Source organism: Cupriavidus sp. LA-1, from assembly GCF_055385985.1.
Map to the genome: position 1 here is coordinate 924292 of NZ_AP031388.1, position 22718 is coordinate 947009.

Genomic DNA, 22718 nt, shown 5'->3' on the forward strand with positions numbered 1-22718 from the left:
GTCCTTCGGCGCGCGAAGGGCCGCGTAGCGGCCTATCGCCGGCCAGAAGCGCCAACAGGTGCCATTTGGCAACGCATAGCCAACCCCTGCCTTCAGCGATAATGGCCGTTCTGGCGTCGCAAACCCCATGGATTGTGTCTGGCGGGACCGAAGAGCCTGCGCCTGCGGGGCCGAGGCGCCGGTTAAAGCTTGAACGCGATCCGACAGAACAGCAGATTGACAATGATCACAGGACACGTCTTTATTGCCACCAGCCTTGACGGCTTTATCGCCCGACCCGATGGGGACATCGACTGGCTTCTGAAACGGGATGAGCCGGCAGAAGACCATGGCTATCCGGCCTTCATCGCCGACAAGGACGCGATCGTCATGGGCCGAGGCTGCTACGAGAAAGTCCTTACGCTGGGCGAATGGGCTTACGACAAGCCCGTTCTGGTGTTGTCCCGGCAATTGGCCGGCAAGCCAGTGCCGGAGAAGCTGCAGGGAAAGGTGCGATTCTCGGACAGCACGCCCACGGATGCGATGAAGCAACTGGAGGCTGCAGGCGCGCGTCGCGTGTACGTCGACGGCGGTCAGTTGGTTCAGTCGTTTCTGCGCGACGGATTGATCGCCGATCTGGTGGTCACCACCGTGCCAGTGCTGATCGGGGCAGGCAGGCCATTGTTCGGCGCCCTGCCGCGCGACGTCAGTCTGGCGCTCGAATCGAGCCGGCACTTTCCGTCCGGCCTGGTGCAGTCGACCTATCGCGTGCTGTGCTAATTTGTGCAGATGCGATGTTGAGGCTTGTACATCTGGCGCCGCAATCGGCACTATCTCGGTAGACGAAACCGCCGTCTGTATCCCCTCCCAACCTCCGGCGCCAGGGGTTGCAGCAATGACTGGATAACCCCCTGCGGACCGCCATGCGCGCGCAGTCGCCTTCGGAGAATGTGATCGCCCTCAGCCGCGGCGGAGTGCGGTCGGGCAACGTTGACGAAAGACTGTTAACGGACTATATTCAGTCCACCCATGCCATTCACAGGAGCCGCCGATGCGGATCGCCGGTCACGTCAAGCCGATCAGTTATCTCAAGAGTGAAGCCGCGCAGATCGTCAAGGACCTCGCTGAATCCGGTGAACCATTGATCATCACCCAAAACGGCGAAGCCAAGCTCGTTGTCCAGGACGTACGCAGCTACGAATCCGACCGGCAGACATTGGCCCTGCTGAAGATTCTGGCGCTTGGGCAAAAGCAGATCGAGCAGGAAAAATTTTCCGACATCGAAGATGTGTTCGCAGAACTGGACGAACTGGATCGGCAAGAGAAGCGGCGCTGATGGCCTCCAAGTTGCTGAAGGCGAAGCTTCTCGACAGCGGTAAAACCGAACTGAAGCGGGTGCGCCGCTACGTTGTGGATGCATTTGGCATGGCCGTCTGGGAAGACTCATATGCCCAGATCCAGGCGGCCATCACTCGCATCCGGGAGTTCCCAGAATGCGGCCACATGGTCGATGAACTCAGTGGGCTGACTGCGAACAGATTCCGCGAAGTGCATTGCGGAAAGAATCGAATTATCTATGAAGTCAGGGGCGACACCATTTATGTGCACTTGATCATGGATCAGCGTCGAGATCTAACTGCCCTGCTGCAGAAAATCATTCTGCAGATATGAGAGAGACGACCAGCGTCGCGATCTCTTGCATAGATGATGTTCCCTGAGTCGAAGGCTCATCGCTACAGAACGGAGAGCCTCTCTCTTTCGACTAGCCAGGGCAAGGGCCGAAGCACATTCCGGAGCGCGGGCTGCCGCCAAAAGCCGCTTGCTGCGCGCGGATGTCCCTGCCTTTAAGTCTCCCTTAAGTCTTTTCTCATAGAGTGACGGCGTACCAACAACCGGGATAGAGACACCATGACCCCGCAGGATACGCAAGCACTCGAAGTCTTCCTGACTCAGTTAACCCAGGCCCGCGCCGGCGCGAAGGACCCGCAGGCGGAGGCACTGATCGCCCAGGCGGTCGCGATACAGCCGGACGCCGCCTATTTGCTGGTCCAGCGAGCCATGGTGCTCGATCATGCCTTGTCGACGGCAAAGGCGCAGATCGCTGCATTGCAGGGCCAGTTGCAGGCCGCGCAGGCCAACGGCTCGCGCAGCTTTATCGACCAGCAGTATGCGTGGGGCGCCAGTGCGAACCCTGCTGCCCCGGCGCCCGTGCCTGCGCCCGCTCAGACCGCGTCACCCGCGCTGCAGCCCGCCCCGCCGCAGTCACCCCGCCCGGGCTTCCTGAGCGGCGGGTTCGGCAGCACGCTGGGCACTATCGCAACGACGGCCGCCGGCGTAGCCGGCGGTGCCTTCCTGTTCCAGGGTATCGAGAACCTGTTCGGCCACAGCAGCAAGAACGGGTTCCTGGGGCAGTCCGGCATGAACTCGCCAGGAACGGAAACGAACATCGTCAACAACTACTACGGGAACGATGACCAGGCGTCGGTCGCTGCGCGCAATTGGGATTCGGATAACGGCAATCTCGATGCAGGCCTGAGCGACGACGGCTTCCTGGACGACGATTCGACCTTGAGCTAGCGTCATCGCGCCGCCCGTCTGGCACGCGGGCGAAGCAGATGTCATGATGGCGGGGGCGCCCGCTCCCCGCCATCATGACAGCCGACCGCGCGTCGTGCGATGATCCCTGCCTGAACATCTCCCTGCCACGCCATGCCAGACCGCATCAGCGAAGACATCACGTTCCGGAAACTGGAGGCGCTCCTGGCCTTCATGGACACGGGCAACCTTGCAAAGGCGGCCGAGGCGCTGGATGTCAGCACGGTCAGCGTGCACCGGGCCCTTCACTCCCTGGAGGAGGGTCTGCGTTGTGCGCTGTTCCGGCATGAAGGCCGCAACCTGCTGCCGACCGAAGCGGCGCAGGTGCTGGCCGACGTTGCGCGCGAGGTGCTGAAGACCATGTCCGACGGCATCCGTATGACCCGCGAGGCGGCAGGCTATTCGGCGGATCAGCTCAAGATCGGCTCGCTCTACTCACTGACCATCCGAACCGTGCCGCAGGTAGTCATCGGCATCAAGGTGCGACGGCCAAGCCTGCAGACCGAGCTTGTGCTGGGCTCCAACGCGGATCTGCTTGACAAGCTGCGGCAAGGCACCATTGATGCGACGCTGATGGGATTGCCGCAGCCCAGCGCGGACATCGAGTCGATACCGATGTTCGAGGACGACATCTTCTTTGCCGCGCCAGAGAATTCGCACTACGCCCGGCTGGACGCCGTGGACCTGCGCCTGTGCCGGGACGAGCCTTTTGTCTCGCTCGGCGACGGCTTCGTGACATCCAGCGGTTTCGCGGAGGCATTCCGGATTGCCGATTTCACGCCCAACGTGGTGATGAAGGTAGGCGATATCTTCTCGCTGATGAACCTCGTCGGCGGCGGCATCGGCTACTCGCTGCTTCCGGGCCGGGTGCGCGACGTGTTCGCCAGCAATGTGGCCTTCATCCCGTTGACGCCCGAGTACGGCTTGAAGCAGACCATCGGGCTCAGTTTCCTGCGGCGGCGCGAGCGCGATCCCAACCTCCTCGCGCTTGCCGCCGTCTGCCGCATGCTCACCCCCGCCGCCGGCGGCAAGGGCTGCTGAACTCAGCCAACCAGCGCCTTGGTGGCCAGGTACAGGACGGATGGCCCCAACAGGCAACCCAGGCCGGTGTGGAACGTAGCCACCAGGGCCCCGTAGGGCACGAGCCGCCGGTCGGTTGCGGCCAGCCCCGCCGAGACACCGCTCACCGTGCCAGCCAGGCCGCCGAAGACCATTGCCGCCCGCGGATTGTTCAGGCCCAGGAAGCCGGCCGCAAACGGGGTGCCAACCATCACGATGATCGCCTTGACCAGGCCCGTCGCAATAGACAGGGCGATCACGTCGGAACTGGCGCCCAGCGCCGCGCCGGTCACCGGGCCGACGATATAGGTCACGGCACCCGCGCCGATGGTGGTCATGCTGACGGCATCGCTGTAGCCGAAGGCGCGTGCGACGATCGCCCCGACGACAAACGGAATCACCGTGCCAAGCAGCAGCGACACAGCGCCGACCAGGCCTGCCTTGCGCGCTTCCCTGACCTGAACCTCGAAGGCCGTCGCCACGATGGCGAAGTCACGCAGCATGGCACCGCCCATCAGGCCGATGCCGGAGAAGAGCGCGAAGTCAGCCAGTCCTTTTTCCTTGCCGGTGACCACGCCGCCGTAGTAAGCCAGCCCGAGGCCGATCAGGATGGCAATGGCGGAGGCATGCACGCGCCCGGCGGTCAGCCGCCGCGACAGCTGCGACGAAATCCACATCACGATACCGACGGTGGCGAAGGCGGTGACCAGGCCGTTGTGCAGCAGCACTTCCTGAAGCATATGCGCCAGTGAGTTTGTCATGGCCGTCTCCTCAGCGCGTGGCCGTTACGCGGGCGGTGCCAGAGCCACCCTGCCCATCGGCAGGCAATGGCGGCAGCGGCTCATGCTCACCGGTGCGACTCAGCACAGCGATACAGCAGGCGCACGCCAGCACCGCCAGCACGGCCGCGAGCAGTGCAACGGGCCCGCCGCGCAGGGCTGCGACGACGTTCTGCTGTGCCGCCATCGCCACCACGACGGGAATGTACATCGCGCCCCAGAAGCCGACGCCAGCCTCGGTCTCCTTGGGTAGCAGGTCATGGTCGTGCAGATAGAGCCGGATGGTAATCAGCAGCAGCATGGCGATGCCCACTCCCCCGACATTGGCCTTGACGCCAATTGCGGCGCCGAGCAAGTCCCCGAGGAACAAGCCGATCAGATGGCAGAGCGCCAGTAATGCAGTTCCATAGATGATCATCGATGTGTCTCCTGTGCGGCTGACGGCATCCGCCCCCGGGGCAATGCAGGCAGCCTGCGTTTTTTGTTGATGTCCGTGCCCGATCCATGCACGGCATGAGCAGACTCTAGGAAAGCCCTGCGCCCGCATCAATCAACCGCACAGGGAGATCGTTACGCTCAGGCTAATCGTGGGCGGACGATCATTTACCCTTGGCGTAACGATCCGACATCGGGGTTCATTGTTCGGCTGTGCCTGCGGCCCTATCTTTCCTGCATCGATCGCAGCACACCGGAGATGCAATGCCCAAGCCCATGCCGGAACGACAGTGGGACACCCGCCGCGCCGAAAAACGGCGCCGCCAGGCCCTCGGCGCCAGGATCGCCACCGGCAAGGTGATCCCGACGACGGACATCGTGCCCTTTCTCGAAACCATCACCGCGCCCGGCGACCGCGTGGTGCTAGAGGGAAACAACCAGAAGCAGGCCGATTTCCTGTCCCGCGCACTGGCCGACGCCGACCCTGCCCGCGTTCACGATCTGCACATGATCATCCCCAGCGTGAGCCGCGTGGAGCACCTGGACCTGTTCGAGCGCGGCATCGCCCGCAAGCTGGACTTCGCTTACGCCGGCACGCAGAGCGTGCGGATCTCCCAGTTCCTGGAGGACGGGCAGCTGGAGGTGGGCGCGATCCACACCTATATCGAGCTCTATGCACGGCTGTATGTGGACCTGACACCGCAGATCGTGCTGGTTGCCGGCTACAAGGCCGATCGCGACGGCAATCTCTATACCGGCGCCAGTACCGAAGACACCCCGGCGCTGGTCGAGGCCGCGGCCTTCCGCGACGGCATCGTCATTGCGCAAGTCAATGAGATCGTCGACGACGCGGCCGGCCTGCCCCGAGTCGACATCCCCGGCTCATGGATCGATTATGTGGTGCAGTCGGACAAGCCCTTCTTCTGCGAACCGCTGTTCACGCGTGATCCGCGCCTGATCAAACCCGTTCATATCCTGATGGCGATGATGGCCATCCGTGGCATCTACGAGCGCCACCAGGTGCAGTCGCTGAACCACGGGATCGGCTTCAACACCGCGGCCATCGAGCTGATCCTGCCGACCTACGGCGAATCGCTCGGCCTGCGGGGCAAGATCTGCAAGTACTGGACACTGAACCCGCATCCGACGTTGATCCCCGCCATCGAATCCGGCTGGGTCGAGAGCGTGCACAGCTTTGGCAGCGAACTCGGCATGGAGGACTACGTCGCGGCCCGTCCCGACATCTTCTTTACGGGAGCCGATGGCGCCATGCGTTCCAACCGCGCCTTCTGCCAGCTTGCGGGACAGTACGCGGTGGACCTGTTCATCGGTTCGACCCTGCAGATCGACGGTGACGGCCATTCCTCCACCGTCACGCGCGGGCGCCTGTCCGGCTTCGGCGGGGCCCCGAACATGGGACACAACCCGGGCGGCAGGCGTCACGCCACACCGGCGTGGCTGGACCTGATCGAGACCGACGACCCGCTCGCGCGCGGCCGCAAGCTGGTAGTGCAGATGGTGGAGACCTTCCAGGCGGGAGGCAAGCCCACCTTCGTTGAATCGATGGACGCGGTGCAGGTCGCCAGGGACAGCGGCATGCCGCTCGCGCCGGTCATGATCTACGGCGACGACGTGACCCACGTGCTGACCGAGGAAGGCATTGCCTACCTCTACAAGGCGCGCTCGCTGGAGGAACGCCGCGCGATGATCGCCGCGGTGGCCGGCGTCACGCCGATCGGCATGCGCCACGACCCGGCGACCACGCGGCGCATGCGCAGCGACGGCCTGATTGCGCTGCCCGAGGATCTCGGCGTGCATCGCGCCGATGCCACGCGCTCGCTGCTGGCGGCGAAGAGCATGGCCGATCTGGTCGAGTGGTCCGGCGGGCTGTATGCGCCGCCGGCACGCTTCAGGAGCTGGTAATGGCGATCCCTGCAAACCTTGCACGGGCAGCGGCCGCACAGGTCGTACCGGCCACTGCCCATGCCATCGGGGACCTGGCCGTGGACGTGCTGGTCGAGGAAGCCTCGCTGACACCTAAGCCAGGCCTTGTCGATGCACGCGGCAGCGGCGCGCACAAGGACATGTCGCTTGGCCTGATGATCCATTCCGCGCGCAGCCTGCGGGGGGCCTTCGCAGCCATGGCGCTGGCCGGCCAGCGTGCCGCGCACATCGACCATGGCTTGCGCGAGCGCCTGGGCGCGCTCGGGCGCGAGGCCGAAGCCTCCATGCTGCGCGCCACCGGTGGCGTCAATACGCACCGGGGCGCAATCTGGTGTCTCGGATTGCTGGCGGGTGCGGCCGGGTGGCTGGGCAAGGCGGTCGATGCCGCCAGCGTCGCATCGGCGGCCGGCGCCATCGCGCGGCTGCCGGACCGGCATCGTCCCGCCCATACCGGCAACAAGGGCGAACTGGCGTGCAGCGCGTACGGCGTGGGCGGTGCGCGGGCGCAGGCCGAGGCTGGCTTCCCGCATGTCGTCGGTGTCGGCCTGCCGGCGCTGCAAGCGAGCCGGGCCCGCGGCGATGCGGAATCCAGTGCAAGGGTCAACGCCCTGCTCGCCATCATGGCGCGGCTTGACGATACCTGTGTGCTGGTGCGGGCGGGCCGCGAAGGACTGGCCGGTATGCAGACTGGCGCAGCGGCGGTGCTCGGGGCCGGCGGCGTTGGCACGCTGCCTGGCCGCCGCCGGCTGCGCGAACTGGAGGCAGCGATGCAGGCGCGCAATGCATCGCCCGGCGGGGCGGCAGACCTGCTGGCCGCAACCTTATTCCTCGACCGGCTGCCTGCCGCCCATCACGATCAGCAAGGAGAGCAATGATGGAACAGCTCCGTTTTGAATATGAGGCCGGCGCACCGGCCCGCCGGCAGGTGCTGGTGGGCGTGGTGGGCTCCGGCGACCTGGAAGTCATGATCGAACCCGGCGAGCCCGGCAGGACCACGATCCATGTGACGACGTCGATAGACGGCTACGGGCGGGTCTGGGATGCGCAGCTCAACCGCGTGTTCAGCGCCGAGCCGCGCGCCGCGATGCGCATCCGCATCCACGACTTCGGCGCGACCCCGGGGGTGGTCGGCATGCGGCTGGCCGAAGCCTTCGAAGCCCTCGACAATGCCGTGGATGGCAAGGAGGACGCATGAACCGCGCCGCGCTGCTGGCTCGCGAGAGCTTTGTCGAACTGGGCGCGCGTGCGCGTGCGCGCGCGCTGCTGGACACCGGTACCTTCCGCGAGCTGGCCGGGCCGTTCGACGGCCTGACGTCGCCCTGGCTCGAACGCCAGGGCGTGGTGCCCCAGGGCGATGACGGCGTCATCGTTGCCAAAGGCACCATCGACGGGCACCCCGCCGTGGTGCTCGCCATCGAGGGGGCGTTCCAGGGCGGCAGCCTGGGCGAGGTCGGCGGCGCCAAGATCGCCGGCGCGCTGGAGCTGGCCGCCGAAGACAACCGGCAAGGCATCCCGGTGCGTGCCGTCATCCTGTTCGAGACAGGTGGCGTGCGGCTGCAGGAAGCCAATCTCGGGCTGGCGGCGATTGCGGAGATCCACGCGGCGATTGTTGACCTGCGCCGCTACCAGCCCGTGATCGGTGTGACCGCCGGGCAGGTGGGCTGCTTCGGCGGCATGTCGATCGCCGCGGGCCTGTGCAGCGCGCTCGTGGTGACGCGCGAGGCCCGGCTGGGCCTGAACGGGCCGGCGGTGATCGAGCAGGAGGCCGGCATTGCCGAATACGATTCACGCGACCGCCCCTTCATCTGGAGCTTTACCGGCGGCGAGCAACGGTTTGTCACCGGGCTGACGGACCGCTTCGTCGACGATGACAGCGCCGCGATCCGCGCCACGGTAGCCGGGCTGGTCGCGCAGCCGCCGGCAGCGGTGCATCGCAGCGACCGGCACGACGATTACCTGCGGCGCCTCGCCGCCTATGATCCCGCCGCCCAGGCGGACCCTGCCACCGTGCGCCGACTCTACGCGGGAGACCAGCAATGAATGATGAAGCAAAGACGCCCGGCCGGGGCGAAGCCTGGCTCGCCGGCCTTGGCGGCAATGCGCCACGGCTGCCAGGCTATCCGCCTTCGGTCCAGGTGGCCGACGTCGAAACCGACGGCCGCCGCGCCCGGCTGATCGCGGTCGTTCCCGACGCCGCCAGCCCGTTCCCGCGCGCACGCCACGGCGAGGTCGGCCTGCTGGAGGGCTGGTCGCTGGCCCGCGCCGTGCAGGAAGCCGTCGCGGCTGACCGCGGCGCATCGGTCAAGCGCGCGATCGTCGCTATCGTCGACACCCCCAGCCAGGCTTATGGCCGCCGTGAAGAAGCATTCGGCATCCACCAGGCGCTGGCCGGCGCGGCGGGGGCCTATGCCACGGCACGTCTGGAAGGACACCCGGTCATCGCGCTGCTGGTCGGCAAGGCAATGTCCGGCGCGTTCCTCGCCCATGGCTATCAGGCAAACCGGATCGTGGCGCTGGACGACGCTGGTGTGCAAGTCCACGCCATGGGCAAGGACGCCGCCGCCCGCATCACGATGCGCAGCGTGGAAGATCTTGAGGCCTTCGCCGCAACCGTGCCGCCGATGGCCTACGACATCGGCGCCTACGCGACGCTCGGCCTGCTCTGGCGCACCGTGCGGGTATCGAATCCGTCGGCACCGGATGCCGCCGATCTCGGCATCGTAAGGGCCGCACTCGCGGATGCGCTAGCCGATATCGAGGATGACCCACACCGCGGCCTGCGTGGCCGCCTGCACGGCGAGAACCGCGGTGCCACGCGCCGCGCGCGGGAAGTGCTTGCCCGCCAATGGCGGGACTGATGCCATGCGCGCACCCCAGCCACATGACCTGATCTGGCTGAGCGACCCCGAGGTGTTCGCCGCGCAGGCCGCGCTGCCGGACTGGGCCAGCGCCGCATGGCTGGCGCGGGCGCCGGTGGTCGTGCGCCGCGATCGCGCGCCCGACGGCCGCATCCCCATCGGGCTGCGCGGCAGGCTCCGGCCGCAGCGCCATGCCGCCTGGCTTCCCGCCGCACAGTGCGCGAAGATCGTCACGCCCATGGATATCGCCAGCCAGGCGCGCTGGCGCCTGCATCCGCGCCGCGCGGAAATCCCCGCGCTCCGTACGCTGGCACGGCTGGCGCCCCGGCTCGATACGCTGAGTTGTCAATGGGGCGTAACGGGCGCCGTTGGCTTCGCCCTGGCTTGCGGCATCGATGTGCTCCACGCCGACAGCGACGTCGATCTGTTGCTCGTATCGGCCCGGCCCCTGGCACAGGCCGAGATGCAGGCACTCGGCGCCCTGCTGGAGGCAAGCGAGGAAGCCCGCCTCGATATCCAGGTCGCCACCCCCTACGGCGCCTTCGCACTGCGCGAGCGGCTGCGCACCGGGGGCCGCGTACTGCTCAAGACGGACGCAGGGCCGGTCCTGTGCGCCGATCCCTGGCAATCGCCATGGGCGTGCTGCTGACGTTTCCGGGACAGGGCGCGCAACGCCCCGGCATGCTGCATGCATTGCCGGCGCATCCGTCCGTCGCGCGGACACTGGCCGAAGCGAGCGAAGTCCTGGGCTACGACGTTCTGTCGCTCGATGACGCGCCACGCCTGGCTTCGACCGTGGCAGTACAGTTGTGCCTGCTGACCGCTGGCGTCGCAAGCGCGCGCTGCCTGCTCGATGACGGTGCGCGCGCCAACGCCGTGGCCGGGCTGTCCATCGGCGCCTACGCGGCAGCGGTAGTGGCCGGCGTGTTGCCGTTTGGCGAGGCAGTGCGGCTGGTCGCCCTGCGCGGCAAGCTCATGGAAGACGCCTATCCCGGCGGATATGGCATGACGGCAATCCTCGGCCTCGAACGCGGCCCGCTGGAGGCCATTGTTGCAGCCGTCCACGGCCCCGCGTCGCCGGCTTATCTCGCCAACCACAATGCCGAGATGCAGTTCGTGATCGCCGGTGCAGACGCCGCGATGGCTCGCGTTGCCGAGCTGTCGAAGGCGGCCGGCGCGCGGGAAGCCAGGCGGGTAGCGATTTCCGTCCCCTCGCATTGCGCCCTGCTCAATGACCCGGCCGAGGCTCTCGCGCGGGCCTTCGCAGGCGTCATCGTGCGGTGTCCTCTGCTGCGCTACTTCAGCTCCAGCGCGGCCAGGGAACTGAGGGAGCCGTCGCGCATCACGGAGGATCTGGCCCGCAACATGGCGCTGCCGGTACGCTGGCACGAGACCATGCTGCTGGCGCGAGCCTGCGACATGCGGCTCGCTGTGGAGATGCCACCGGGCAACGTCCTGACCCGTCTGTGCGTCCCGCTGCTTCCTGACGCAGTGGCACTCGAACAAACGAGACCTGAAAGCGTGCGGCTTCTGACCTTGCGGGAGCCTTGAATGGCACTCTGGCCGGGGGCGCTCGCGATGGTGGCTGGTTACGTGCCCCTCGCCTGCGCGCCGAGCCTGAACTCGGCTACGGCATCCGCCAGCGTGAAAGCCTGCTCGTTCAGGAGTGAGGAAGCCGCCGCAGCCTGCTCCACCAACGCGGCGTTCTGCTGCGTTGCCTGCCCCATTTCCTCGACAGCCTGATTGATTTGAGTGATGCCGGTGGCTTGCTCGCCCATGGACGTGCTGATTTCCGCGATGATCGAAGTCACTCGACGGATTCCGTCAACGATTTCGCTCATGGCCTCGCCCGCTACCTGAACCCGTTCAGCCCCGGACTTGACGCTGACTTCAGAAGTCTCGATCAGCGCCTTGATCTCCCTGGCCGCGGTGGCACATCGATGGGCCAGGCTACGCACTTCGCTCGCCACCACCGCGAAGCCCTTCCCATGCTCGCCGGCTCGCGCCGCTTCAACTGCTGCATTGAGTGCGAGGATATTGGTCTGAAAGGCGATGCCATCGATGACGCCAATGATCTCCACAATCCTTGCGGAAGACTGCGCGATGTCGTCCATCGTCGTCACCACATCGGCAACCACCTTGCCACCCCTCGTTGCTGCCTCACTGGCGGACGTTGCAAGGCGCGTGGCCTGTACCGTCGCTTCGGCCGACCGGCTCACCGAGCCGGTCAATTCCGACAGCGCGGCAGCAGTCTCCTCCAGATTGCCGGCCGCCATTTCGGTGCGGCGCGACAGGTCATGATTACCGGCCTCGATATCCCTGGTCGCAATCTTGATGGACTCGCTGCCATGGCGAATCCGCAACAACACCCCGCCAAGCTTCTCGACAAAAGTATTGAAGGACGTCGCAATCTGCGTCACTTCGTCACTGCCGATGGCCGGCAGGCGCTGAGTCAGATCTCCGTCGCCGGATCCGATCTCATGCATCGCGTCACGCACGCCGGAAAGCCGGCGGAAGGCTTGCGCGGTAAGCACGCCGCTCAGCGCCGCTGCGGCGGCTGCCAGCAGCACGATGGCGATGGCCGATGCCTTGATCACGTCGTTCAGGGCCGCGGTGGCTTCGGCCTTGTCGAGCGCCACTACCAGCTGCCAGTCGGTGCCGTGAACAGGCTTGGCACGCAGCAGCTTTGCGGCGCCATCCAGTTCCACCTCAAGCGGCTTCGTCTCCCCCGCCAGTGCGGCCAGCGTTGCCGGCGTCAAAGCCGACGACAGCTCGATCGCAGGTTTCCGCAGGTACTTCTCCTGGGGGTGTGCCAGGATATTGCCATCCTTGCCAACCACAAATCCCAGGCTTGCCGGTGTCGGATGCACGGCGGCAACGACGTCGCGAACCCCCTCCAGGGACACGACTGCGGATACCACGCCCTCCAACGCGCCATTGCGCATGATTGGCGCGGCAAACGATACAAAGGGCTTGCCGCTTGCAGCATCGGCGTAGGGCGCGGTGACAATTTGCCGGGCTGCCGCCACGGTTTCCTTGTACCAGGGGCGGGCGGTCGGATCAAAGCCTTCCGGCATGTGCTCCTTGCTGGCGACAAAGGACCTGTCCTTCCACCCTGCCGTGGTAACCGGAAATGCGCCGGCTCTTTGCAGTTGGCGGACGATTCCCTGCGGGTCGCCAGGCGCAATCTGGTCGGCAGCGGCAGCCACCATCGTGGCTTTTGCCGCCACCCACTCGTCGAGGGCAAGTGCATGGCCGGTCGCGATGGCATCGAGATTCTGCTGAATCGTTTCGAGATTGCTGTGACGGACGATGACATACGTCGTACCGGCGGTCAGCGCCAGTGCGGTCACAACGATGCCGGTGGAAATGACCTGAATCCTTGAGCGAATGGATCGGAGCATACGAGAGAGGACGTCTCAAATGAACAGCGTTCGGGGCTTTGGTGATTGACGGAGCAAGAAGCGGCAGACTCAACGATCTCTGTCAGGAGGATCTTGTTGTGTGCCAGCTATGGCTGACAATCTCGTCGAACAATGTAATTAATAATTACATTACTCATAAGAGCTTGATTGCAAATATCATTTCATCAAGCAATATGCTTTACAACATCTAAGCAGGGGATCCCGCCAGGTACCGGGATGAAACCCGCTGCGCGCTCCCTTCTGACTCGGTAACGGCCTGACCCAGGCATTGTTTACCCTACTTTCAGGGGGCACGCGCACCGAGGCGGCGGGCTGGCCATGCTTGCATGGCGATGTCTGCGATCGCCTTCAGCTTTTGCGGGCCGCCTCCGTCTCGTGCCTGGACGGCCATTCCGCGGGTCACGGCGCTGTAGAAGGCAGCCAGTGCGGGCACGTCGGTATCGGGCGGCAAGTCGCCGTCTTCCACGCCCTTGTGCAACCGCTGCGCCATCACCTCTTCAGCGTTTGCCCGGTGCCTGGCCATCGTCTCGCGAATAGAAGTGAGCTCCGGCGCCAGGTGCGTGCCGGCCAGAGAGATCATGCAGCCCGGTGGGAGGCTGTTTCGGGTGAATGCAGCGACGGTAGCATCGAGAAGGTTCTTGAATGCTTCTCGCGTGTCGGCCGTGCCGAACAGTCTGCCAGCGAACCAGACTTCGGACATGCTCAGGTATGCGTCAGTCGCTTCCTTGTAGAGCCGCTCCTTGCTGCCGAACGAGTTATAGAAGCTCGAGGGGTTGATGCCCATGGCCTGGATCAACCGGTCGAAGGAGGTTCCTTCGTATCCCTGCTCCCAGAAGAGCTTCATGGCCCGGTCCAGAGCTTCCGCACGATCAAAGGTCGAGGGTCTGCCGCGGCTGCGCCGGGGCTGTGCATCTTTTTTTGTAGTCATGGCTCCAAAAATCATTGACAGGCTGTGGTGGCAAACCTATTCTGCCATAACGGAGCGATCGCTCCAATAATCATCCTGCAGAAGGAGTCTGCGATGCAGCGAATCGTCCACAGCAATCACGGCGAGCCCGCCGACGTACTCAGGCTGGAAGCGCTTTCCGATGCACCCGCTCTTGTGCGCGGAACAGCTGTCGTGCGCGTGTCAGCCGCACCGGTTCACCCTGGCGACTTGCTGGGCGTCTCCGCTTCCCCCGCCTTCGGGGCCGCTCCCCCCATCCCGCGCGGAGGTCGGGTGCCCGGAGTCGAAGGTGTAGGGGTGGTGGAAGCGCTGGCCGCTGACATTGACCCTTCGCACCAGATTCAGGTCGGCACACGCGTGGCCTTCTTTCCCGTCAACGGCACCTGGAGTGCCAGGATTGCCGCGCCTGTCGGTTCGCTGATCCCCGTGCCCGATGACGTGAGCGACGAGGTTGCGGCGCAGATGCTGGTCAACACATTGACTGCACGCCTTGCGATGCGGGCTGGTCACAGCGCGTTGCCCGAAGACAAGCGCGAAGATGTCACGGTTATTCAGACGGCTGCCAATTCCGCCGTCGGCAAGCTGCTCACGCATCTGCTCGTCGAAGCGGGCGTCAATCCGATCCTGCTTGTCGGCTCCGGGGCGAGCGCGCAAGCGCTTAAAGCCGCTCGCCCCAACCTTCCTGTCATCGTCACGGAGAACCAGGGCTGGCAGGACAAGCTTCGCGATGCGCTGGCGAACAAGCCCGTGTACGTGGCGTTCGATGGCGTCGGCGGCGCGCTGTTGCCCGAGGTAGCGAGCTTCCTCGCGCGCGGCGGAACGATCGTCAGCTACGGCTCCCTGGGCGGCGCTACGACGGACATTCGATCCATCGCCCCGCGAGCGCTGACCATCAAGGGCGTGTCGTTGTTCAGCTGGCAATTCGAACCTGCGGCGGTGCGCGATGCAGATGTGGCCAAGGCGCTCGAGCTTGCACGCAACTTCCCGAACCTCTTCCGCGTCGCGGAACGATATCAGGCGAGCGACTACCTGGGAGCGCTCGAACATGCGTACCGCAGGGGAAGGACCGGCACAGTGCTGCTCGCCTTCTAGCGCTACGCTTCCTGCACGATCTCGAAATGCGCCCGGAGTGCCGAAGCATTGCCTCTCGGCCTTCCAGCCAGGCATCTTATGAAAGGACCTAAGCCATGCGTGCTATCCAGAACACCGCTTTCGGCGACCCTGTCGAGACACTGAAACTCGTTGACCTTCCGGAGCCGGCCAGCCCCGGCCCGGATGAGGTCCTGATCGCGATGGAGTATGCCCCCATCAACGGCAATGACCTGGCCGTCATCACCAATCGCTTCGCCTACTCGACGCCACTGCCCTCGATCGTGGGCAACGAGGGTGTCGGGCGAGTTCTGCAGGCGGGCTCGAATGTCTCCAACGTGAAGGTCGGCGACCGCGTGTTGCCCCCGCTTTATGCGTTGACCTGGCGCGAGCGCCTGGTGATTCCCGCCAAGGGGCTGATGGCGCTGCCTGTCAACGTCGATCCACGCCAACTGGCCATGCTGCGCATCAATCCGCCCACGGCCGTACTGCTGCTCGGGCGCTTCGTTGATCTCAAGGAAGGCGACTGGATCGTGCAGAACGCGGCCAATTCCGGCATCGGCCGCACGGTGATCGCGCTGGCGAAGAAGCGCGGCCTGCGGTCCATCAACTTCGTACGTCGTCCGGAACTGGTCAGGGAACTGGAGGAAGCTGGCGGGGACGTCGTTCTCGTCGATGAGCCGGGCGCCATCGACAAAGCCAGGGCCGCGGTCGGTGCGGGCAACGTCCGTCTGGCCATCGACGGCCTGAGCGGTTCGGCTGCGGCGCGTCTGGTCGACGTGCTGTCGCAGAACGGTACGCTGGTGAGCTATGCGTTCACGAGCGGCGAGCTGGTCACGCCGCTCAAGGCCGTGGACCTGCATCTGCGCGGCATCGTCGTACGCGGCATCTACATCGACCTTCCCGAATACCAGCCGTACATCACAGATGCAATCAAGGAATCTGCCGAACTGATGGCTCGCGGTGAGCTTGACCTGCCCGTGGCTGCCGCGTATCCGCTTGCCGACTACCAACAGGCCGTGGCTCACGCAATCAAGGGTGGCAAGGTGCTGCTCGACTTGCGCGCATCGAACTGACCAGGCTGTTCTCCCAAGTGCCCTGCTCCTGACTGAGCATGGCTTCGTTGACTTACGTTGACCACTGAGGTGTCGAATTGACGTCCTTATATGAACACCGCCCGGATGCCAAGGTAAATTGAAGGGCTTTGGCTTGTAGGTATGGGTTGCTGTCTTATATCCGACCTTGCTGCAGGAACGTGCCTGCGGGCCTTGATGGAATCAGCCGGGAACGTCCCCATCTCCCACGACGGGCTATAAGCCGCTTGGACGTCATCGGGTTTGCGTTCCCGCGGTCCGACCTAGGGAAAGACTGATTTAATCAGCGCGGCAGTCATCGTTGACTGGCGTGCAAGCGTTGTCATGTGCATGCCCACGATATGAGTCGGAGATGAAGCGACAGATCAGTTTTGCGGAAGCCGAGAGCCACGGCAAGAAGCGGGTGACGCGACGCGAGCGCTTCCTGACGGAGATGGAGAGTTTGGTGCCGTGGTCGCGCCTGATTGAGGCGGTCGAGCCGTACTACCCCAAGGGAAAACGTGGACGGCCGCCGATCGGTCTGGAGCGGATGCTGCGCATCTACTTCCTCCAGCAGTGGTACGGGCTGTCGGACGAGGCGCTGGAAGACGCGCTGTACGACAGCATGGCGATGCGGGCATTTGCCGGGATCGACTTGGCGGTCGAAGCGGTGCCAGACGCGACCACGCTGCTGAAGTTTCGCCGCCTGCTCGTCGAGCATGAACTGACGCGAAAGCTGTTTGACGAGATCGGCATCATGCTGTGCGAGCGGGGGCTGATGATGAAGGAAGGCACGATTGTGGATGCCACCATCATCGAGGCGCCACCATCGACCAAGAACAAGGAGAAGAGCCGCGACCCGGAGATGCACCAGACCAAGAAGGGTAATGAATGGCACTTTGGCATGAAGGCGCATCTCGGCGTGGATGCGACTTCGGGGCTGGTGCACAGCGTGGTGGGCACGGCGGCCAACGAGTCGGATGTGTCGCAGGCGCATGCCTTGCTGCATGGCTACGAAGAGCACGCGTTTGGCGACGCGGGCTACACGGGCGTGGACAAGCGCAAGGAGATGCAAGGCAAGTCCGTGAAGTGGCACGTGGCCGTCAAGCGCGGCAAGATTAAGGCAATGCGTGACGGTGCGGTCAAGGACTTGCTGATCGCTGTCGAGCGGGCCAAGGCCCAGATTCGGGCGCGGGTCGAGCATCCGTTCCACGTCATCAAGAATCTGTTTGGTCATCGCAAGGTTCGCTACAAGGGCCTGGTCAAGAACACGGCACAGTTGTTCAGCCTGTTTGGTCTGGCGAATCTGGTGCTCGGCAGGAAGCTGTTGTTGGCCTCACAGGGGAGCAATCCGTCCTGAGCGCGCAAAGCGCGCCAGAAATGGTGCCAAACGAGAGAAAAATGGCTTGAATCGGCCCATCTCTCCCGCGTTGCGAAAACCGAAATCCTTGGCTTGTGCAACATCAAGCGCAAACCTCATTGATCAGCGATTCCCTAGTTTGCCATCACTCTCCTTACCCTGTGCAACCCTGAAGGTATTCGTTTGTGCCTTGCTGTGGTCGTGCTTTCGCTACACTGGCCGTGTGCTGACATAGCCGGGTTCATAGACGCGGCGATGGGCAAGCATAGCCCAGGCGGTGCGCGCCATCTTGTTGGCTAGGGCGACGACGGCCACATTGGTCGGGCGCCTAGCCAGCAGGGCCTCAGCCCAGCACGGGCGCCGCTTCGAGCGGGTCAGCACGATGCGTGCACCATGGATCAGCAGTTTGCGCAAATAGGGATCGCCACGTTTGCTGATATGGCCGAGGTGAACCTTGCCGCCGGTGCCACTCTGGGTGGGTACCAGGCCCAGGCTGGCCGCGAAGGCTCTGCCTGAGCGGTAAGCCTGGGGAGATCCCATGGTGGCAACCAGGGCCGTGGCAGTGATAGGGCCAATTCCCGGAATCACATCCACACATTGGGCGGCAGGCTCGGTTTTTAGCCATGCAGCGATCTCTTGCTCGGCCGCGAGGATTTCAGCGTCCAACTGCCTGAGTCGCTGTAACTGGCGCGACAACAGTCGCCACAAGGGAGCCGGGATGGTTTGCTCGATCTCGCTCAGTCGGGTGACAAATTGCGCCATGGCGGCCTTGCGACCAAGCACGAAGTGCAGGCCGTATTCGCCCAGCAAGCCGCGAATCTGATTCACTTGCCGCGTGCGGCTGTCGACTAGTTCCGAGCGAATTCGGTGCAATCCAAGTATGGCTTGCTGTGCCTCAGTCTTTACCGGTATCGGTCGCATCCCGGGTTGCTGCGCGGCTGTCCAGATCGCGCGCGCGTCGGCCGCATCGGTCTTGTTGGTCCGCACGAACGGTCGCACGTACTTTGGGTGGAGCAGGATGGCTTCATGGCCCAGGCTGATAATCTTTCTTGCCCACCAGTGCGCGCCGCCACACGCCTCCAGTACGAACTTGCCGGGGGTGCGATTGCTTAGAAAGGAAATCAGTTGGGTGTTGCTGAGGCGCCGGCTGTGCGTCTCGCCCGTCTCTGGGTCGACCCAGTAGAGTTGGAAGATCGACTTTGCAAGATCCAGCCCATATGTCGTAGCATTCATTTGGGCTCTCCTTACCTCAAGTGATGGTTCGGATCTTCACTTTGGCACATCGATGCCGTCGGTCAAGCGAGAGCCCCTCCTCGTGGAAGCCCCGCTAGCGTTACTGACGGGCGGTGTTCATTCCATCTCCCCTGCCTAAAGGCAGGGGATTCCCACACCTGGCGATGCACGTCCGCATCGGAGAATGTTCAGGGCAGCATTGGTATCACGGTCATGCACGACACCACAGCTACTACAGATCCACTCTCTTATTCGCAGTCCTGCGATACCTCTCGGCCGCGTCGTGCTGTCTTTCGAACCGCACGCCGAACAGGACTGGGTAGAACCGCTTTCGTTCACTTCCTCAAACGTGGCCCCGTGCGCAATCGCTTTGTAGCGGAGCTTGTCCCGGAAGGACGACCAGGATGCGTCGTAGACGCTCTTTGCCATCCTGGTCTTGGCGAGTTTCAAAGCCGACACGTTGCCGACTGCGATGTAGTCGAAGCGCCGGACGAGATCGAGCGCGAGCTTATGCTGGAAGTCGGCGCGGGCATTCGCCACCTTGGCATGCAGCTTGGCAATATGCCGCTTGTGCTTTCGTGCACGCTGCGCTTTCGCGAGTCTTTCGGCGGCATGCCGACCAAACCGGTCATTGGGAAGTTTCTCGCCGGTCGAGAGCGTTGCGAAGTCCTTCAAGCCAAGGTCGATGCCAACGCCAGCTTGAATCGGGCGTGCCGGCACCTCAGCAACCTCTATCACGATGTTGAGAAACCAGTTTCCGCGCGAATCCTGCGCGAAGTTTGTGCCGTCCTTGATCTTACCTTCGGGCAACGGGCGGCTGTTGAACACGCGGAAGATACTCCCGGCAAAGCGAAACGCCTCGCCCTCTCGCTTCAGATCGCGGCCCTTCAGGGGCACCCATCCAAGGCACTTCCTGCCGCGGTATCGCAGGTAAGGACGACGATGCTGGCTGCGCGATTTCGCGTACTGCTCGCACGTCGCGTTGACCGTGCCGGAATGGATGCCGAGTTCCTTGCTGCTGCCGGTGGTCAGCACGTTCAGATCGAACCCGCTCGGCCACTTCTTACCCCATTTGAGCGCGTGCTTCTGCGTGTCATTGCAGAAGTTCCAGACGTAGTTCACCGCTCGGCTCTGCTTGTGGAGCAGACCGGTGAGCGACTTCACCCGGTAGCGGTAGACAAGAATCATGCCGCCAATTCTAACGTGGGAATGCCGCCTCGCGGCGGCACTCCTTTCACTCCCCGCCATGAATGGCGAGGTTTCTCGGAGCAAATCTGATGAAAATTGGTTTTATTGGAGCCGGTGCTGTCGCTCAGTCCACCGCCAGGAGCGCCATTCAAGCAGGACATGAGGTTGTCCTGAGCGCTCGCCGTGGGCCGCAGGCTTTGGGCGATATCGTGGCCGGACTCGGTCCGAAGGCGTCCGCGGATACGGTCCAGGGAGTGGCCCGGCTCGAGCTGGTCATGCTCACCGTTCCATGGCTTCAAGTCCCGTTGGCCCTGGCCGGGCTGCCCGATTGGGCAGGTCGCATTTTGGTGGATACCACCAACCCTTTTACGCAACTCGAGCCTGAGCTCGTTCTGGCGGACCTGGGGGGCACGGGCGCCAGCGAGATCGTCGCGGGACACGCGCCAGGGGCTCGCGTCGTCAAGGCGTTCAATGCGATCCGCATGGAGCACTACGACAAGGGCCCGAAGTTTCATGAAGGAAAGCGCGTCATCTTCGTCTCCGGTGACGACAAGGACGCAAAGGCGGCGGTGATCGGACTCGTCAACGATTTTGGCTACGCGCCAGTGGATCTTGGCGGCCTGGTGTCGGGCGGACGCATGCAGCAAGCCGGTGGTCCGATTGCTGGCCAGGATTGGGTCATTGCATAGGACTGCAAGGTTTGCGAACCAATCTCGCGCTATGTCGGGGCGCGGAGCGGCTGGCGGCCAGGAACGGGCAACATTGATTGGCCGGGCATCCTGCTACACGACAAGACGCCCCTGGCTCTCGGCAACGGTGATGGTAGCTTCCATTCCGGCTACAAATCTGAGGTAGTCCGCCTCCATCCCGTCGGAAAAGATGACGCCGTTCTCTGGCATGCGCGAGCGCAGCTGCAGTGGCTCGCGCGCGCTGATGCGTCCGAAGACAAGCTGCGCCGATGACGTCCGGCTCGGAAACGGTTCCCGAACCGTAAAGGTCAGTTGCGGACTGTCCCAGGGCTGGGACTTGTAGCGGATCTCGGCGGTCACCGCGCGCATTGCCCGGGCAATGCCGAGAGAGCCGGTGACGATGCTCTTGAGCCACGCGGTAGAGCCCAATCCCGTGGAGACGATGATGCCGGAGGACGACTGCGATTCATGCGTCTTGCCAAACTGAATGTCATACAAGGCAGAGGTATGCGTGCGCGGCCCGATGAAGAGGTCATTGACGGCGCGAAGCACTTGCCCGTCCGAGAGCCTGGCCTGCGCCATCGTTACCGCCTTCACGGGCCGGTGATCACGTGCAACCTCTGGCAGCAGAGCGCCCAGGTCCCCCGGCTCGAACGGCAGCAGGATGCCTTCCCAGCGGCTCGGCTCCGGATTGAGACCGATCAGCGGCTGTCCGTCCAGGTACTTCATGGCGTTCGCCACCAGCCCATCCTGTCCGAGCGCCACGACGATATCGCCGGGCGCGAAGATGAAATTCGGCAGGTAGGCCCTGTCGACCACCTGGTAGCGTCCCCAGGCTTCGAGCGTGCGCACCGCGGTTTCGAGGCCGCGGGCATATGCGGCGTTTTCCACGAGATAGTCCGAGAAATCGGCGCCCAGATGTTCCAGGTAGAACCTGGCTTGCGCCAGCGTGTGATGCCGGGCCAGCAACTCCTCGAGCCGGGTGCGGCGAGTCACCAATACAACCTTGCGATGGTCATTTTTCATGATGCCACCCTGGCGTTCGCGCTCAGAATGCCCTGGAGCAGTTCCGGCGAAACATTGAGCTGGCCAATGCGCTCGGCGCGTTCCGCGATGCCGCCAAAGGCCTGGGCGATCAGTTGGCCAGGCTGCATGCCGGCCGCTGCCAGCGCGCTGACAATGCGGGGATCCGCCTTGTCCAGTGCCTGCATCACGGCGGCCACCCGGTACGCCTCCGACTCCGCCAGGGTGCGGCTGTTGCTTGCCTGGCTGGCGACCAGGGCCTTGCGCTTCTCATCCAGCTCGATATCGGACGCCATCTGCTCATTGCGCAGGTCATTTTCCTTGCGCATCCGCGTAGCCTTGGCCTCCATCTGGGCTTCCTGGATCTGGCGCTTCTTCTGCTCGACGGCAATATCCGTATCCAGCTCGTTCTGGCGGATTGCACGCTCGTTTTCCACCGCCGCCATGCGTCGCAGGTAGATCGCGTCGTCGGCCATCTTGAGGTTGGACTCGCGCGCCTCGGCTTCCAGTGCTCGCGCGATGTCGGGCGTCGGCTTTACCGCCATGATCGATACGCCGAGGATATCCAGCCCGAGCGCGATCACTTCGGGCCGCGTGGCCAACTCCTGCTGCGCAGTGCGGGCGAGCAGCGCGGAAGAACGCAGCGCCTGCTTCAACTCCAGCGCCTGCACCGCCTGCTGCACGATCACTTCGACCTGCATGGCCACACGGTCGCCAAGCCGCGTGGGGTCTTCCGAAACATAGGTCTGGCCATTGCGCGCGAGCGAGAAATCCATCATCGCCGCCGTGCGGCGCGGATCGCCGACACGGTAGGTCACCTGGCCCTGCACCGTGACGCTCTGGAAGTCCGCCGTCACCAGCTCGAGGATGAACGCGCGGTCCTGGCTGGCCATCGGGACGGCCACCAGCGTGGTGGTCGGGGCATAGTAGTAGAAGGACAGGCCCGACCCCTCGCGCACCACCTTGCCGGCGCGGAACTGCATCAGGTGGACCGTGGGCTGGGACTTGATGAAACGAACGCCGAACATTTGCAACCCCCATTA

Annotated in this window: 24 protein-coding genes; 16 read left to right on the top strand and 8 right to left on the bottom strand. The window is 64.1% G+C overall.

The features are described 5' to 3' along the window. Window positions 1–222 precede the first annotated feature (222 nt). From ACZ5MJ_RS23345 to ACZ5MJ_RS23365, 5 genes are all read left to right on the top strand, one after another. Entirely contained in the window at window positions 223–759 is a 537-nt protein-coding gene (locus ACZ5MJ_RS23345) for a dihydrofolate reductase family protein (RefSeq protein ID WP_464226026.1), read from the top strand. A gap of 271 nt (window positions 760–1030) precedes the next feature. Further along, a complete protein-coding gene (locus ACZ5MJ_RS23350; protein WP_464226027.1) occupies window positions 1031–1315 on the top strand; it encodes a type II toxin-antitoxin system Phd/YefM family antitoxin in 285 nt (94 codons plus the stop codon). Then, window positions 1315–1650: a type II toxin-antitoxin system RelE/ParE family toxin gene (locus tag ACZ5MJ_RS23355; RefSeq protein ID WP_464226029.1), complete on the top strand. Its 336-nt coding sequence runs from the start codon at window positions 1315–1317 to the stop codon at window positions 1648–1650. Before ACZ5MJ_RS23350 ends, ACZ5MJ_RS23355 begins: the two co-directional genes overlap by 1 nt. 237 nt (window positions 1651–1887) lie before the next feature. Beyond that, on the top strand, window positions 1888–2556 hold the full coding sequence (locus tag ACZ5MJ_RS23360; protein ID WP_464226030.1) for a DUF2076 domain-containing protein: 669 nt from the start codon (window positions 1888–1890) through the stop codon (window positions 2554–2556). Between the two features lie 132 nt (window positions 2557–2688). Next, the gene (locus ACZ5MJ_RS23365; protein WP_464226033.1) at window positions 2689–3615 is read left to right on the top strand and encodes a LysR family transcriptional regulator; all 927 of its coding nucleotides are present in this window, start codon (window positions 2689–2691) and stop codon (window positions 3613–3615) included. A 2-nt stretch (window positions 3616–3617) separates the two neighbouring features. Here the strand turns inward: ACZ5MJ_RS23365 and madM are convergent, their stop codons facing one another. Together madM and madL are read right to left on the bottom strand one after the other, a co-directional pair. Then, entirely contained in the window at window positions 3618–4394 is a 777-nt protein-coding gene (gene madM / locus ACZ5MJ_RS23370; RefSeq protein WP_464226034.1) for a malonate transporter subunit MadM, read from the bottom strand. 10 nt (window positions 4395–4404) lie between these two features. Further along, window positions 4405–4830 carry a malonate transporter subunit MadL gene (madL, locus tag ACZ5MJ_RS23375; RefSeq protein ID WP_115213756.1) on the bottom strand — a complete coding sequence of 142 codons (426 nt, stop codon included), beginning with the start codon at window positions 4828–4830 and terminating at the stop codon, window positions 4405–4407. A 281-nt stretch (window positions 4831–5111) separates the two neighbouring features. On the opposite strand from madL, the gene mdcA reads away from it, so the two are divergent. Genes mdcA through mdcH form a run of 7 tightly spaced genes read left to right on the top strand, consistent with a single transcriptional unit; the run spans window position 5112 to window position 11200 of the window. Next, window positions 5112–6770, top strand: coding sequence for a malonate decarboxylase subunit alpha (mdcA, locus tag ACZ5MJ_RS23380; RefSeq protein WP_464226035.1), 1659 nt, complete (start codon window positions 5112–5114; stop codon window positions 6768–6770). Next, window positions 6770–7666 (top strand): triphosphoribosyl-dephospho-CoA synthase, encoded by an 897-nt coding sequence (locus ACZ5MJ_RS23385; RefSeq protein ID WP_464226036.1) that lies wholly within the window; start codon window positions 6770–6772, stop codon window positions 7664–7666. The genes mdcA and ACZ5MJ_RS23385 overlap by 1 nt, the downstream gene beginning before the upstream one ends. Then, window positions 7666–7986, top strand: a complete 321-nt coding sequence (locus ACZ5MJ_RS23390; protein ID WP_464226582.1) for a malonate decarboxylase subunit delta — start codon at window positions 7666–7668, stop codon at window positions 7984–7986. Before ACZ5MJ_RS23385 ends, ACZ5MJ_RS23390 begins: the two co-directional genes overlap by 1 nt. Continuing rightward, the gene (locus ACZ5MJ_RS23395) at window positions 7983–8831 is read left to right on the top strand and encodes a biotin-independent malonate decarboxylase subunit beta (RefSeq protein ID WP_464226037.1); all 849 of its coding nucleotides are present in this window, start codon (window positions 7983–7985) and stop codon (window positions 8829–8831) included. Before ACZ5MJ_RS23390 ends, ACZ5MJ_RS23395 begins: the two co-directional genes overlap by 4 nt. Continuing rightward, window positions 8828–9649 (top strand): biotin-independent malonate decarboxylase subunit gamma, encoded by an 822-nt coding sequence (gene mdcE / locus ACZ5MJ_RS23400; RefSeq protein ID WP_464226039.1) that lies wholly within the window; start codon window positions 8828–8830, stop codon window positions 9647–9649. Before ACZ5MJ_RS23395 ends, mdcE begins: the two co-directional genes overlap by 4 nt. Window positions 9650–9653: 4 nt before the next feature. Further along, window positions 9654–10298 (top strand): malonate decarboxylase holo-ACP synthase, encoded by a 645-nt coding sequence (locus tag ACZ5MJ_RS23405; protein WP_464226041.1) that lies wholly within the window; start codon window positions 9654–9656, stop codon window positions 10296–10298. Beyond that, window positions 10283–11200 carry a malonate decarboxylase subunit epsilon gene (mdcH, locus tag ACZ5MJ_RS23410; RefSeq protein ID WP_464226042.1) on the top strand — a complete coding sequence of 306 codons (918 nt, stop codon included), beginning with the start codon at window positions 10283–10285 and terminating at the stop codon, window positions 11198–11200. Before ACZ5MJ_RS23405 ends, mdcH begins: the two co-directional genes overlap by 16 nt. A gap of 38 nt (window positions 11201–11238) precedes the next feature. Here mdcH and ACZ5MJ_RS23415 read toward each other — a convergent pair whose 3' ends face one another. After that, on the bottom strand, window positions 11239–13053 hold the full coding sequence (locus ACZ5MJ_RS23415; RefSeq protein ID WP_464226044.1) for a methyl-accepting chemotaxis protein: 1815 nt from the start codon (window positions 13051–13053) through the stop codon (window positions 11239–11241). A 304-nt stretch (window positions 13054–13357) separates the two neighbouring features. Next, the gene (locus tag ACZ5MJ_RS23420) at window positions 13358–13918 is read right to left on the bottom strand and encodes a TetR/AcrR family transcriptional regulator (protein WP_464226045.1); all 561 of its coding nucleotides are present in this window, start codon (window positions 13916–13918) and stop codon (window positions 13358–13360) included. Window positions 13919–14095: 177 nt separating this feature from the next. Between ACZ5MJ_RS23420 and ACZ5MJ_RS23425 the strand changes: the two genes are divergently transcribed. From ACZ5MJ_RS23425 to ACZ5MJ_RS23435, 3 genes are all read left to right on the top strand, one after another. Beyond that, window positions 14096–15112 (top strand): zinc-binding dehydrogenase, encoded by a 1017-nt coding sequence (locus tag ACZ5MJ_RS23425; RefSeq protein WP_464226047.1) that lies wholly within the window; start codon window positions 14096–14098, stop codon window positions 15110–15112. 95 nt (window positions 15113–15207) lie between these two features. Beyond that, entirely contained in the window at window positions 15208–16185 is a 978-nt protein-coding gene (locus ACZ5MJ_RS23430) for a zinc-dependent alcohol dehydrogenase family protein (protein ID WP_464226048.1), read from the top strand. A 370-nt stretch (window positions 16186–16555) separates the two neighbouring features. Beyond that, window positions 16556–17542 (top strand): IS5 family transposase, encoded by a 987-nt coding sequence (locus ACZ5MJ_RS23435; RefSeq protein WP_464222743.1) that lies wholly within the window; start codon window positions 16556–16558, stop codon window positions 17540–17542. A gap of 210 nt (window positions 17543–17752) precedes the next feature. Here ACZ5MJ_RS23435 and ACZ5MJ_RS23440 read toward each other — a convergent pair whose 3' ends face one another. Both ACZ5MJ_RS23440 and ACZ5MJ_RS23445 read right to left on the bottom strand, forming a co-directional pair. Further along, the gene (locus tag ACZ5MJ_RS23440; protein WP_464226049.1) at window positions 17753–18775 is read right to left on the bottom strand and encodes an IS110 family RNA-guided transposase; all 1023 of its coding nucleotides are present in this window, start codon (window positions 18773–18775) and stop codon (window positions 17753–17755) included. A gap of 135 nt (window positions 18776–18910) precedes the next feature. Beyond that, window positions 18911–19963: an RNA-guided endonuclease InsQ/TnpB family protein gene (locus tag ACZ5MJ_RS23445; RefSeq protein WP_464226050.1), complete on the bottom strand. Its 1053-nt coding sequence runs from the start codon at window positions 19961–19963 to the stop codon at window positions 18911–18913. An 89-nt stretch (window positions 19964–20052) separates the two neighbouring features. On the opposite strand from ACZ5MJ_RS23445, the gene ACZ5MJ_RS23450 reads away from it, so the two are divergent. Beyond that, window positions 20053–20652, top strand: coding sequence for an NADPH-dependent F420 reductase (locus ACZ5MJ_RS23450; RefSeq protein ID WP_464226051.1), 600 nt, complete (start codon window positions 20053–20055; stop codon window positions 20650–20652). Between the two features lie 93 nt (window positions 20653–20745). Here ACZ5MJ_RS23450 and ACZ5MJ_RS23455 read toward each other — a convergent pair whose 3' ends face one another. Beyond that, window positions 20746–21678: a diacylglycerol kinase catalytic domain-containing protein gene (locus tag ACZ5MJ_RS23455; RefSeq protein WP_464226052.1), complete on the bottom strand. Its 933-nt coding sequence runs from the start codon at window positions 21676–21678 to the stop codon at window positions 20746–20748. Beyond that, on the bottom strand, window positions 21675–22703 hold the full coding sequence (locus ACZ5MJ_RS23460; protein ID WP_464226053.1) for an SPFH domain-containing protein: 1029 nt from the start codon (window positions 22701–22703) through the stop codon (window positions 21675–21677). Before ACZ5MJ_RS23460 ends, ACZ5MJ_RS23455 begins: the two co-directional genes overlap by 4 nt. Window positions 22704–22718 lie beyond the last annotated feature (15 nt).